Origin of the sequence: Bifidobacterium saimiriisciurei (assembly GCF_010667655.1) — a bacterium.
Lineage (GTDB): Bacteria > Actinomycetota > Actinomycetes > Actinomycetales > Bifidobacteriaceae > Galliscardovia > Galliscardovia saimiriisciurei.
The window spans coordinates 1-12,852 of the sequence record NZ_WHZU01000012.1 but is presented as its reverse complement, the minus strand read 5'-3'; the positions used below and the strand labels follow the sequence as shown (position 1 = coordinate 12,852).

10 protein-coding genes are annotated in these 12,852 nt (G+C 58.5%); 6 read left to right on the top strand and 4 right to left on the bottom strand.

The window, feature by feature from the left end:
• Nucleotides 1-106 precede the first annotated feature (106 nt).
• The 4 genes from GFD18_RS07775 to GFD18_RS07760 form a co-directional block, all read right to left on the bottom strand.
• Complete coding sequence (locus GFD18_RS07775; protein WP_163200529.1) at nt 107-988, bottom strand: D-hexose-6-phosphate mutarotase; 882 nt, start codon at nt 986-988, stop codon at nt 107-109.
• A gap of 626 nt (nt 989-1,614) precedes the next feature.
• The gene (locus GFD18_RS07770) at nt 1,615-2,490 is read right to left on the bottom strand and encodes an AraC family transcriptional regulator (RefSeq protein WP_163200530.1); all 876 of its coding nucleotides are present in this window, start codon (nt 2,488-2,490) and stop codon (nt 1,615-1,617) included.
• 39 nt (nt 2,491-2,529) lie between these two features.
• A complete protein-coding gene (locus GFD18_RS07765; protein ID WP_163200531.1) occupies nt 2,530-3,225 on the bottom strand; it encodes an N-acetylmannosamine-6-phosphate 2-epimerase in 696 nt (231 codons plus the stop codon).
• Nucleotides 3,222-4,238 (bottom strand): ROK family protein, encoded by a 1,017-nt coding sequence (locus GFD18_RS07760; RefSeq protein ID WP_163200532.1) that lies wholly within the window; start codon nt 4,236-4,238, stop codon nt 3,222-3,224. Before GFD18_RS07760 ends, GFD18_RS07765 begins: the two co-directional genes overlap by 4 nt.
• A gap of 171 nt (nt 4,239-4,409) precedes the next feature.
• Between GFD18_RS07760 and GFD18_RS07755 the strand changes: the two genes are divergently transcribed.
• From GFD18_RS07755 to GFD18_RS07730, 6 genes are all read left to right on the top strand, one after another.
• The gene (locus tag GFD18_RS07755) at nt 4,410-5,921 is read left to right on the top strand and encodes a sugar porter family MFS transporter (protein WP_225432990.1); all 1,512 of its coding nucleotides are present in this window, start codon (nt 4,410-4,412) and stop codon (nt 5,919-5,921) included.
• Nucleotides 5,922-5,931: 10 nt separating this feature from the next.
• Nucleotides 5,932-7,074 (top strand): alpha/beta hydrolase, encoded by a 1,143-nt coding sequence (locus GFD18_RS07750; protein WP_163200534.1) that lies wholly within the window; start codon nt 5,932-5,934, stop codon nt 7,072-7,074.
• Nucleotides 7,075-7,158: 84 nt separating this feature from the next.
• Complete coding sequence (gene nagB, locus GFD18_RS07745) at nt 7,159-7,947, top strand: glucosamine-6-phosphate deaminase (RefSeq protein ID WP_163200535.1); 789 nt, start codon at nt 7,159-7,161, stop codon at nt 7,945-7,947.
• A 183-nt stretch (nt 7,948-8,130) separates the two neighbouring features.
• Complete coding sequence (locus tag GFD18_RS07740; protein WP_225432980.1) at nt 8,131-9,339, top strand: N-acetylglucosamine-6-phosphate deacetylase; 1,209 nt, start codon at nt 8,131-8,133, stop codon at nt 9,337-9,339.
• A gap of 297 nt (nt 9,340-9,636) precedes the next feature.
• Nucleotides 9,637-12,411: a YhgE/Pip domain-containing protein gene (locus tag GFD18_RS07735; RefSeq protein ID WP_163200537.1), complete on the top strand. Its 2,775-nt coding sequence runs from the start codon at nt 9,637-9,639 to the stop codon at nt 12,409-12,411.
• Nucleotides 12,411-12,852 (top strand): YhgE/Pip domain-containing protein (locus tag GFD18_RS07730; RefSeq protein WP_163228270.1); only part of this gene is annotated, 442 nt, incomplete at its 3' end. The genes GFD18_RS07735 and GFD18_RS07730, both read left to right, overlap by 1 nt.

Sequence of the window (12,852 nt, the reverse complement as noted above, 5' to 3'; positions counted from 1 at the left end):
AGCTATGTCATATGGTCTTTACGGCATTCCATACGGGACGGTGATCGGGCATCATCTCCTATGGTGCGCCGTTCCTATTCCACGGTCACTTCCGCCTACTCCGTCGTCACTCCACGCGCAGCGTCTGCGACAGCGTATGGGATTCGCCCGGCGCGAGTGTGACCGGCGTGCCGTGGTTGTTGGCCGCCTCCACGCAGACGAATCCGGGCCATTCGTCGTTCGCGATGTCGCCGATGCCGGCGGCGCCCTGCTCGCCCGGGTTCCACACCACGGTGTTGTGCGAACCGCTCTTCTCCACCACGATCGTGCGGCCGAGCGTCTCGTCATGCACACGCACGACGGCGTTCTCGCCGTCGCTGGCGGCCTGATAGATGCTGTCGGTCATCGTGCCGTCGAACGTGATGGGCTCGTCCGGCTGCACACGCGTCGGATGCCCCTCGATCGTCGTATCGAAATACGTCGCGCCTTCCAGGCCGGTGACGCTGATGCGGCGCACATCGCCCACATGCAGGTACGTGTGCAGCGCCTCGTCATAGGAGAACGGATGCTCGCCGTCGTTGGTCACGGTGAACGATGCCTGGAACTCCTTGCTGCAACGGACCTCGTACGTCGCATGGAACGAGGCCTTTTCGCCGCCGCCCATCGTGCGCAGCAGGTCGTCGGGAACGTCATCCGACGTCAACGTGTATCGTGCGACGGCGTTCGACGACGACGCCTCGTCGAAATGCCAGAACGAGATGCGGGCGAACCCGTGCTTGGGCTGCTTGTCGGCCACATGGCCGTTCTCGAAGCCGGAATTGAACCACGGGAACACAAGCGGGATGCCGCCGCGGATGGCGACCCCGTTCGACAGCGTGATGGCACGGGGGTGCCAGAGGACCTTCGGCTGGCCATTGGGAGTCCAGTCGAGTACGTGGGCGCCGTAGTCGGTGATGGTTGCGGATGCGTCGTCATTGACGAAATCGCGAGTGATAAAGCAATCGTTCATGAAGCCAGTATAGCTTCGGCGGGGTGGGAAGCGGTGCCGGCGGTGGCCGGCGGTGGTCGGCCAGGGCGGCTGGGCGGCAAGTCAGCAGGGCAACAGGGTGGGTTATGGCGTGTCAAGGCGTGTCAAGGCGCATCAAGGCGCGGTGGACGACGCTGCGTTTGAGTTCGATTCCGTTGAGGCCCATCGGAATTCGTGGGAAGCATGCCGGCTTTGATGGATCGTGTTGCGATTTCTTGAATATGCAATGTAGTCCATCGAAACCTGCGTGATTCTGATGGATTGGACTGCGATTCGTCGATATTGCGGTGCAGTCCATCGGCAATCGGATGATTGCAATCGGGAATCATTGAAATTGCAACGTTTCTGATTTTCCGGTTCATGATTCGTGATGGACTGCGTTGTATTTCGCGCGAAATGCGTCATAGTCCATCAAAATTCCCTTGATTTCGATGGACTACGTTGCATATAGGCCGAAAATCGTCGCAATCCATCGGTATGTCTGGGCGCTGATGGCCGATGAATTGGCTGTGTTTTCAATTAATTAAGAGCTCATGCCATATCAGCGTTATAACGTTTGCGAGAACTGATGGCTCGTTACTCCTTTGATTCGCATTGATCGTTTCTTCTCACTTTTCGATTGAACGGGCACGGTATTCGCTGGGCGTACATGCAAATTCGCGATCGAACGCGCCTCGCATGGTCTGAGAACTTGGAAATCCGGATTCACGCACTATTTGATTAATTGGCATGTCCGTATTGGTGAGCAGATCGCAGGCTACCAGTAAGCGCACTCGCGTTACGTAATCTTTGAACGTTACTCCGGAGTATCTGCGGAATATTCTTGAGAAATGCTCTCTTGAATATCCGAATTTTTGAGATACCTGTGCGGTGGATAATGATTCACGATAATGACGCTGCACGTAGTGGCGTATTCGTTTAATGACTCGCCCATCCTGAAGTATGGTTTCGTCTTCGATGTTTTCCTGGGTTGATGCATTCAATGGCTTGGCATAGTTGAAGATGCTGGTAAGCATGGAGTAAAACCATGAATTTGCTTCGAGGAATCGTGTCTGTTTGCCGCTGGCCAACGCCACGAATATTTGTTCGCAGTATTCCATCAGCCGCTTATGGTTGTCCTCTCCAATGTGTTCATAATCCAGCTGTTGCTGGATTTGAGAAATATACGGGTATGACGGAAGCAGCTCGGTGGGGGAGATTGTTACGGAAAGTGCCTGTGGTATAGCAGATGGCTGCTGGGGATCCTGGATAAGTTCGATGCTATGCAGGCAGCGTGGGGGAACCAGCACTACATCGCCGGAATGATGCATTGAGCGTCGGGTGCCTTTCACCACTGTGGCCCGACACCGCCGAACGTACACTACTTCAAATCCTTCATGCCAGTGAAGTCGTGCCTTGTCGAACCCCTGATGCGCGATGACCAAGGCAGGGAATTGCGGCGATGCTGTCAATAGCTCCTGATTAGTACCCTCAACGTATTGCATATCGCTCCCTGCCTAGGCCACTGGTTTATGTACGTGCCGTCAAGACCTTACTGCATCGGCGAACCATGAGGTTATCGTCATGGGGTGGGTGATGGCAGTGCCGACGACTGCTGCCCAGGCGCCCATGCCTATGACTTTTGCTGCATCGGCAGGGGTATGTATTCTCCCCTCGCATATCACCGGTATATGGGGGTGCCGCTCCAGCATTTGAGCAAGCAGTTCATAATCCGGTCCTTCTGTCTTGACGCGTGAGCCCGTATATCCCGCCAGTGTGGTGGAGATGATATCGACCCCAGCGTCCACGGCAGCATCAGCGTCTTCAATACAGCCGCAGTCTGCCATCAATATTGCGCCTTCGCTCTTGAGCTGCTGCACGGTTTGTTGCAGTGTCAGGCCGTCCGGGCGTGGGCGATTCGTGGCATCAAGCGCCACGATATCGGCTCCAGCCATGATGCAAGCCCTGGCATGACGCAGTGTCGGTGTTATGTATACGCCGTCATCGCCCTCTTTCCAGATACCAATGACTGGTACCTTCACTTGACCCTTAATGGCGCTGATGTCGGCCAGCCCTTGGCATCGAATCGCGGCGGCGCCGCCGATTTCCGCTGATCGGGCAATCTGGGCCATGGTTTCGGGATGCCGCATCGGCTCACCTGGATACGCTTGACAGCTGACTATCAGTTTCCCATGAAGCGAATCAATGAGACGTTTGGAATAGGTGTCGCTGATGTTCATATTTCCGCTCCTTGCTTGATATTCGAGATTTTGTCGCACAAAGCTTCTGCAGCTCCGATTAGGGGGGCTTGCCCACCGAGTGTCCCCGCCAAGACAGGTGTTTTGGAAAGAAGACCCAGAGCTTGCCGTTGGATGCCATATTCCACGTACTTCATCCAACGTTCCCCGGATTGAACCACGGAACCGGAAAGAATTACGGCGTCGGGGTCAAAAACATTGATGAGTCCGCCAAGGACATCGCCAAGACTTGTGCCGGCTGTAGCGATGCTGCGCGCAGCTTCTGCATTACCATGGGTGGCCAGTTCGGCGACAGTACGTCCGTTGATATCGGATGGGAACGTGCCTTGTCCACGCTGTTGCATGATGCGTCGATAATTATCGGCGATACCTGTGCCGGAAGCGATTGATTCCACATGACCTTCATGTCCGCACGAGCAGGGTATCCCGCTGGCATCGGGATGTGGAAGATGACCAATATGGCCACAGGCGCCATGAACGCCTCGTATCAATTTCCCGTCGACGATTATCGCTCCTCCGATGCCTGTACCGATGGCGGCGACCAGCATCGATTGGTATTGCCGCCCGCATCCCCAGCGTGCCTCGCCTAGAGCATGCGCTTGTACGTCTCCGATAACAGCTACGGGCAAATCAAACGCTGTGGATAATTCGGCTTGCAGCCGGATGCCGGCCCATCCGGGGATTAGCGATGTAGCCGACAGTACCGATCCGTTGCCATCAATGACTCCTGCACTTGCTACGCCGATTCCCAGTAGCGGAAAGGGAATTTCGCCGGCGTCTAGACATTGCCGGATGGCTTGTGCAACTCGTTGCAATACGAAGGCGCCGCCAAGATGCGCTTCCGTCGGCAGAACACACCGTCGAATAAGTGTCGGTGCATTCTGTATCTTTGCTTGTTCATCAAGATTGGTTTGCATAAGACCGGCGGCGATTTTGGTTCCACCGATGTCCACGGACATTACCGTATGCTGATGGCTTATGCCTGCAAAACTCATGAGCACCTCCATTGGCGCGATTATGCGATATCGGCGGCTGCGCTATGTCAGTTCGCCTCCACTCTTATTGTTATCAGGCTTCCCTCAGGCGCGACAACAGAGCCTTGCGTCATAAGTCACAAAATCATTCATTTGCGTCACGCCCATAGCCCTGTCGCCGATGACCGGAGAATGCCCGCTCAATACGATTGGGGCTTACTGATGAACGACGAGGTTCATCATCAGGCAAAGGAGAATACCATGAGTCAACAGGCTCAGCCTCAAATCGATGGAAAGCTTAAAGGCAAGCTAATTGCTGTCTGCACGATCGGAGCCGTGGGAGGCTTCCTGTTCGGATACGATACTTCAGTCATCAACGGTGCCGTGACCGCAATCGCCAGTCCGGATTCCGGTTTTGCACTCAGCAGTACCATGAGCGGATTCTCGGTTTCCAGCGCATTGCTGGGATGTGTGTTCGGTGCCTGGTTCGCCGGCGTGGTCGCCGATCGCATGGGACGAATTCGCGTATTGGAACTTGCCGCCATATTGTTTGTGGCAGCTTCTTTGGTGACAGGCTTGACGACGAACTTTACCATGTTCATCATCTTCCGCATTGTCGGAGGTCTTGGCGTTGGTTTCACTTCGGCAATCGGTCCCGCCTATATATCGGAGATTTCCCCTGCGGCAAGGCGCGGTTTCTTCACCAGCTTCCAGCAGATGGCCATTGCTCTGGGCATTATTGCGTCGCTGGTCGTCAATGATATCTATGTCGTGGCATCCGGCGGCGCTGAAATGCCATTCTGGATGGGAATAGATGCATGGCGTTGGATGCTGGTGACCACGGCTCTGCCTGGCGTCATCATGTTCTTCCTGTGCTTCGCTTTGCCGGAGACTCCCCGTTATCTGGTCATGAAGGGTGAAATTGCCAAGGCTAGGGAGATTTTGGTCGATGTCATCGGAGACGAGAACGCCGATGTGACCATTTCCAAGATTCAGAAGTCGTTCCAGAGCGAAGAGAACGAAAAGAAGGTTTCCTTCAAGGAACTGCGTGGCAAGACGTTCGGTCTCAAAGGCGTGGTCTGGATTTCCATCATCTTCGTCCTGCTGGCTCAGGCCAATGGCCAGAACATCATCATGCTGTACGACTCCAGCTTGTGGAATATGCTGGGATTCAGTGAGCAGGCCTCACTGACCATCGCTGTTGTGCGTGCGACCCTCGCCGCCGTTGCCACAGTGGTAGGCATGGTGCTTATCGATCGGGTCGGTCGTCGCAACCTTATGAAATACGGCACATTGCTGATGACGGTGTTCCTTGGCATTACGGCTATCGGCTTCGGCCAGGGACAGCTTAATGCCGATGGCACGTTGAGCCTGTCGATTACGTGGACGTGGATTTCCATTATCTGCACCTACGCGTTCTTCCTGGTCTGCTGCGCCACCACGAACGTCGCCGTCTGGGTCATCATCAGCGAGATTTTCCCGAATCGTATTCGTGCCAAGGGCGAAGCCGTCGCTACTGCGGCGAACTGGATGTTCAACTTCCTTATCACCACAATCTATCCACCCATGCGCGACGGCATCGGTCTTGGATGGACATATGGTTTCTACACGTTGATGGCGCTGCTGGGCTTCTTCTTCGTCGTCAAGTTCCTGCCGGAAACCAACGGTGTAGAGCTTGAGGATATGAAGGCCGAGCTGAAGTGAGGTCGAAACGATGAATTATCGCGATGATGAGACAACGACGTTCTCTGTCAATGGGATCCCCTTTACGTTGGAAGACATCCATGCCACGAACGGAACTCGTGTTCTGACTTCACTGCAGGAGCGGCTGGCTCGGACATGGACCTATCTCGACGAAGATCTCCCCGACACCGCCGACATCCCGGATGATGACGACGAATATCGTGTTTTCGTTGAGTATGTGCGGCAGCATCGAGCAAGCTACGCGTTCAGTGATGTACGTCGGCTGGATTTCCGCAGCGCGTTACCTGATACCGTGATGAAATTCACGGATATCGACTATATGGTCGATGGAGAACGCGCTCATAAGCTGGACATTTTCCTTCCGAAAGACGCTTATTTGCGCGGCGATGGTGACATTCCAGTCATTTTCAATATTCACGGTGGTGCATTCTTCTATTCGTTCAAGGAAATTCAGAATGTATACGCGGCTCAGCTCGCCAGCCGAGGCTTCGCCGTAGTGTGCCCCAATTACACGCTGGCTCCTGGCGGTGATTTCCTTGACATGTTGGCTGACGTGTCATCGGCCTTGCAGTGGTTGTTGGATAACGGCGGTGGCTGGCAGCTGTCGGCGGAACAGGTGTTCTTGGTCAGTGATTCCGCCGGTGCGTTACTGGGAACGTTCCTGCTGGCGTGCGAGACCAATGAAGAGCTTGCTGCTCTTCTGGGAATTGACGGGCATCATGTCCGGTTCCAGTCGGTTGGCTTCACATCCGGCATGCTGGTGTATGACCATCTGTTCGATTCGTCCTATCCGGATTCCGGTGAATTGTTCGAAAAGCTGCGACCGGTGTTCCGGACGCTGATATCGCGGTTGAAAGGAACCCCATATGAGCGTACGGAAGCGTTGATGCGGAAGATTGCATATCCGCCGGTATGGCTTTCCACCAGTACCGATGATTTTCTGGAAAACGACTCGTTGTATGCAACGATGCTGCTGCGTTCGATGAATTGCGATCATGAACTGCATGATTTGCGGGCCGTCAACGGCAAGCGTATCCCTCATGATTATCCCCTGATGACGTGGGACTCCGGCAGTGGAGAACTCAATGACGCAATGATGGCGTTCTTCCACGAGCATCTGTCACCGCGCACGTCGCTCACGGCGAGTGTGTAGATGACGCTGCCGCCGCAGTCGTGAAAGCCGATGGCTGCGACTGCGGCGGCGTTCTCAACACCACTCCAACAGAAAGAAGGAATCATGGCGGAAGTCATCATCGTGAAGAACGAGGACGAGGCCGGCGAGATCTATGCGCGATGCGTGGCCGATCTCATCAAGGCCAAGCCGGACTGCGTGCTCGGACTGGCCACGGGTTCCAGCCCGTTGGCCGGATACCGGCATCTGGCGCAGCTCATCAAGGACGAGGGCATCGACGTGTCGGGAGTGCGGGGCTTCGCGCTCGATGAATACGCCGGTCTTGACCCGAACCATCCCGAATCGTATCGCAGCGTCATCACCCGTACCGTGGTGGAGCCGCTCGGTCTCAATCCCGATCAGGTCCATGTGCCGAACGGCAACCTCGACACCATTCGGGAGGCGGGCCATGAATACGATGAGGCCATCGCCGCTGCCGGCGGCGTCGACCTGCAGATTCTCGGCATCGGCACCGACGGCCATATCGGCTTCAACGAGCCGGGTTCCTCGCTCGCCTCGGGCACCCGCATCAAGACGCTCACCGAGCAGACCCGCATCGACAACGCCCGGTTCTTCGACGGGGACATCGACCAGGTGCCCACACATTGCATCACGCAGGGCATCGGCACCATCATGAAGGCGCGTCATCTGGTGCTCATGGCGTTCGGCGACGGCAAGGCCGAAGCCGTGGGCGAGACCGTCGAGGGCGGCGTCTCCGCGCTCTGCCCCGCGTCGGCCCTGCAGCTGCACCCGCATGCCACGGTCATCGTGGACGAGGCCGCCGCCTCGCGCCTGCGCAACAAGGATTATTATCGTTGGGCCTACGCGCACAAGCCGGCCTGGCAGGGCATCTGAGTCGAATCCTCCGATTCGATGACGTCGATATACCGAATGCAAGGAGCGCGAGGTCGTATGGGAATGGACTGCGAAACACAGCCGGAGCAAACACAATCGGAACGGATGCAGGCGGAACAAACACAGTCGGAATGTGAGGAAGAGTCGTCGCGTCGCCGTCGGACAAACGCCATCGGCGAGGCATTGAGTCAGCCGCCGGAATCGTTCGTGATTCGCGACGCGCGTAAGATCGACGCGCGCGGCGTGCAGGACCATTGCTGGATCGCGGTGCGGGACGGCGTCATCGTCGCCATCGGCACTGATGACGCCGCTCCCGCTCCCGAATCCGACGACATCCCCGACGAATTCTCGAATCTGCCGGTCATCGACGCCGCCGGCCGCATCATGACCCCCGGCTACATCGACATCCATGCCCATGGCGCATGGGGAGCGGCCTTCGACGACGGCCCCGACGCCATCGCGCTCGCCCGAGCTGGACATATGACCCACGGCACCACGCGACAGGTGCTCAGCCTCATAACCAATCCCATCGATACGATGTGCGCCAACCTCGGGACCGTCCGCCGACTCATGCCGAGCCGGCCGGATATTCTCGGTGCGCATCTCGAAGGGCCGTTCCTCGCGCTCGCTCGCAAAGGCGCGCATGACCCCGATTGCCTGCGTGATCCCGTTCCCGAACTGGTCGACCGTCTGCTCTCCGCCGCCGACGGTTGCCTGCGGCAGATCACCATCGCCCCGGAACTCGACCACGGCATCGACGCCATACGGCGGTTCGCCGCCGCCGGCGTCGTTCCCGCGGTCGGTCATTGCAGCGCCGACTACGAGACCGCCGTCCGTGCGTTCAACGCCGGCGCGAGCATCATGACCCATATGTTCAACGCCATGAACGGCCTGCATCATCGTGAGCCCGGTCCGATTCCCGCCGCCGTTGAAGACCCGCGCGTCACCATCGAACTCATCAACGACGGATTCCACGTGCAGAATCCCATGGTCTCGCTGGCCTTCGGGTTCGCGCCGCATCGCACGGCGTTCGTCACCGACGCCATGGCCGCCACCGACTGCCCGGACGGACATTATCGGCTCGGTGCGCTCGACGTCAATGTGGTCGACGGCCACGCGCGACTCGTATCGAACAACGCCATCGCCGGATCCACGCTGGTTTTGGAGCGTGCGGTCAGCCGCGCCGTACTTGAACTGGGCATCTCTCCGGTCGACGCGGTCGAGGCCGCCACATTGACTCCCGCCAAGGCGTTCGGATTCGACCGTCCCAACGATGTCACCGGCGCACCCGTCGGCCTGCTCGCCCCCGGCTTCGCGGCCGATGTGCTGCTGCTCGATCCCGCCACATGGCAGGTGCAGTCCGTCTGGTGCGATGGACGACGTTGCGTTTGAGCGAAAATGCAACGCGGTCCATCAGAATCGTGGACTTTTCGATGGATTACGCTGCATTTTCTCGAATATGCAACGCAGTCCATCGTCAATCGCGTGATCGCGATTACGAATCATTGAAATTGCAACGTTCTTGATTTTCCGGTTCATGATTCGCGATGGACTGCGTCGTATTTTGCGCAAAGTATGCCGCAATCCATCAAAATCCGTGCGATTCCGATGGCCGGCAGCGCATTCGGTCCGCGACGACCGGAGGATTGCCTATACTGTGCGGAGGAATACGTGGCGGAGGCGGATGACATGCGGATGATTTTGCGGATTTTTCGGCGTGATCTTCTTCGTCTGCTGAGAAATCCGGTCGCCGTGGTCATCACGCTCGGCGTCGCGCTCATTCCCTCGCTGTACGCGTGGTTCAACATCATCGCGAACTGGGATCCATACTCGAACACCGGCAACATCCAGGTGGCCGTGGCGAACAATGATGCCGGCGCCAGCAGCGATTTCGCCGGCAAGCTCAACGCCGGCGAGCAGGTCGTCGAACAGCTGAAAGACAATCATCAGCTCGGATGGCGGTTCGTCGGCGAAAACGAGGCGCGGGACGGCGTCGCGTCAGGAAAATACTATGCGGCGATCGTCATCCCACAGGATTTCAGCAAGGACCTGCTGGGCACGGTCGACGTGAAGGGCGCCTCCTCGAACTCCACGTCGACATCGAACTCCGCGTCGACAAAATCCACGTCGGCAACGTCAACCACGGCAACGCAATCCGCCCGCCCGACCATCACCTACTACGTCAACGAGAAGAAGAACGCCACCGCGCCGAAGATCACCGACACGGGAGCGAACACCATCGACCGGCAGATCAACCAGACGTTCATCTCCACCGTCACATCGGCGGTCGTCTCCATGATTCGTCAGGCCGGAGGCGACCTGCAGTCCAAGGTCGACAAGGGCACGGCCGACATCGACAGGCAGCTCGGCCAGGGCATCGACGACGTCGCCGCCGCGCAGGACGCCATGGACTCCCTGACCGGCACGCTCGGCAGGACCGGCGACGCCCTCGACTCGGCCAACACGTCGCTGGCATCCCTGAAGCGGCAGATCTCCACCGCGAACACCGCGTTGAAGAACGCGAACGATGCGCTCGGAGAAACCCGCAAGCAGTCGCTGCAGTTCTCGAACACGCTCGACGCCGCCATGCTCAAGGGCACCGGCGACCTCGGCGGCATCCAGGTCTCCACGAACACGGCTGCCGGCGGTCTCGTCAACGGCTTCACCGCCACGCAGAACGACATCGACAAGGCCGTCGCCGGTCCGAATGCCGCCATCGCCGGCGGCAAGACCACGGTCGCTTCCATACGCAAGCAGATACGGGATTCCGCCATACTCACCGAAGCGCAGAAAACCAAGCTGCTTGACCAACTCGACGCCGTCGACGCCAAGCTCGACGGCCAACAGACGCTGCTTGACTCCATCTCGTCCGGCAGCGCCACGATCACCGGTTCCGGCATCGACGCCACGAAGGGACTGTCCTCCGCGGTCGGCACCGCCGCCACCAACGGCATCAACGGGCTGAACACCGCCCGCAACGGATTGAACACCACGGTCACGCCGTCGCTGCTTGCCGGCATGGATTCGTTCTCCGCCATGACCGGCACGTTCTCCGGCACGCTCACCGGCCTGAACTCCACCGTCGGCCAGACGCAGGCGCTGGTCAAACAGCTGCAATCCACGCTCGACGAAACCAAGAGCACGCTCGCCGACACCTCGAAGTCGCTCGACTCCGTGACCGAGGGGCTCAACACCACGCGCACCGACGTCAACGCGCTCACCAGCTCCGCCACATGGCAGTCCATCGCCAAGCACTTCGACCTTGACGGCAACGAGATCGGCGATTTCATGGGGTCGCCGGTCAAACTCGTCACGCAGACGCTCTACCCGGTGGCCAACTACGGTTCGGCCGTCACGCCGTTCTACACGAACCTCGCGCTGTGGGTCGGTGGCTTCGTGCTCATCGCCATCTACAAGCTTGAGGTCGACAGAGAGGGGCTTGGCAAGTTCCACGCATCCCAGGCATATTTCGGCCGTTGGCTGCTGCTTGTCACCGTCGGCGTGCTGCAGGCGCTCATCGTGACCGTCGGCGACCTCATCATCGGCATCCAATGCACGAATCCGGCCGCGTTCGTGTTCGCCGGCGTCGTCATCTCGTTCGTCTACATCAACATCATCTATGCGCTGGCCGTCTCGCTCAAACACATCGGCAAGGCCGTGGCGGTGATTCTCGTCATCGTGCAGATTCCGGGCTCGTCGGGCATGTATCCGATAGAGATGATGCCCGACTTCTTCCGGCGGCTCAATCCGTTCCTGCCGTTCACCTATGGCATCAACGCCATGCGCGAGACCATCGGCGGCGCCTACGGCGGCAACTACTGGCATGATCTCGGCTCGCTCGTATGGTTCCTCGCCGCCGCGTTGCTCCTCGGCGTCGTCGGCCGCCCGTACATGCTCAACCTCAACGCGCTGTTCGACCGCCGCCTGTGGGCCACCGACCTCATGGTCGCCGAGAGGAACACCATGACCAACGACCGATTCCGCCTCGTCGCCGTCATCAAGCTGCTTATGGGCGTCACGGAGTATCGCGACCAGATTCGCCGCCGTGCCCACCAGTTCTTCAAGATCTATCCGTACCTCATCCGAGCCGGCCTGATCATGATCTGCGTGCTGCCGCTCGTGTTCCTCGTGCTCATGTTCAGCGTGGAGTCGAAGATCATGATGCTCGTGGCATGGATCACGTCCATCATCCTCATCGACATCTACCTCATCGTGGTCGAATACATGTACGAGAGCTTCGCCCGCCAGATCGACATGAGCGTGATGGAGGGAGACGAGTTCCGCCGTACCGTCATCCGCCGCCTCAACCCGCATTCGCACGCATACGCGCGGCACGGCGCGGAGGGGGAGAGACGTGCCGGAAGCCGGGCCGTGGAAGGCCAGGTCGCCGCCGATGCCGACGGTGAGCCGACCGAACGAATGAAACCGACCGACCAGGCCGCACGAAAGGACGATGACGACTGATGCGCAACATCTGGCATATCTTCCTGCGTGACGTGCGCAACGCCACGGGCAACGTCATCGGCATCATCGTGACGATGGGACTGGTCATCGTGCCGTCGCTGTACGCATGGTTCAACATCGCGGCCAGCTGGGACCCGTACGGCAATACGAAGGACCTCAAGGTGGCCGTCGCCAGCGACGACGCCGGATACAAATCCGACCTCATCCCCGTGAAGATCAACGTGGGGGAGACGGTCATATCGACGCTGCGCGCCAACAGGCAGCTCGACTGGGTGTTCACCGACTCGTCGTCGGCCGTCGACGGCGTGCGTTCCGGCGACTACTACGCGGCGATCGTGATTCCGAAAAGCTTCAGCGCCGACATGATGACGCTGTTCTCGCCCGAGGTCAGGCATACGCAGCTCAAGTACTATCTCAACGAGAAGGCGAACGCCATCGCGC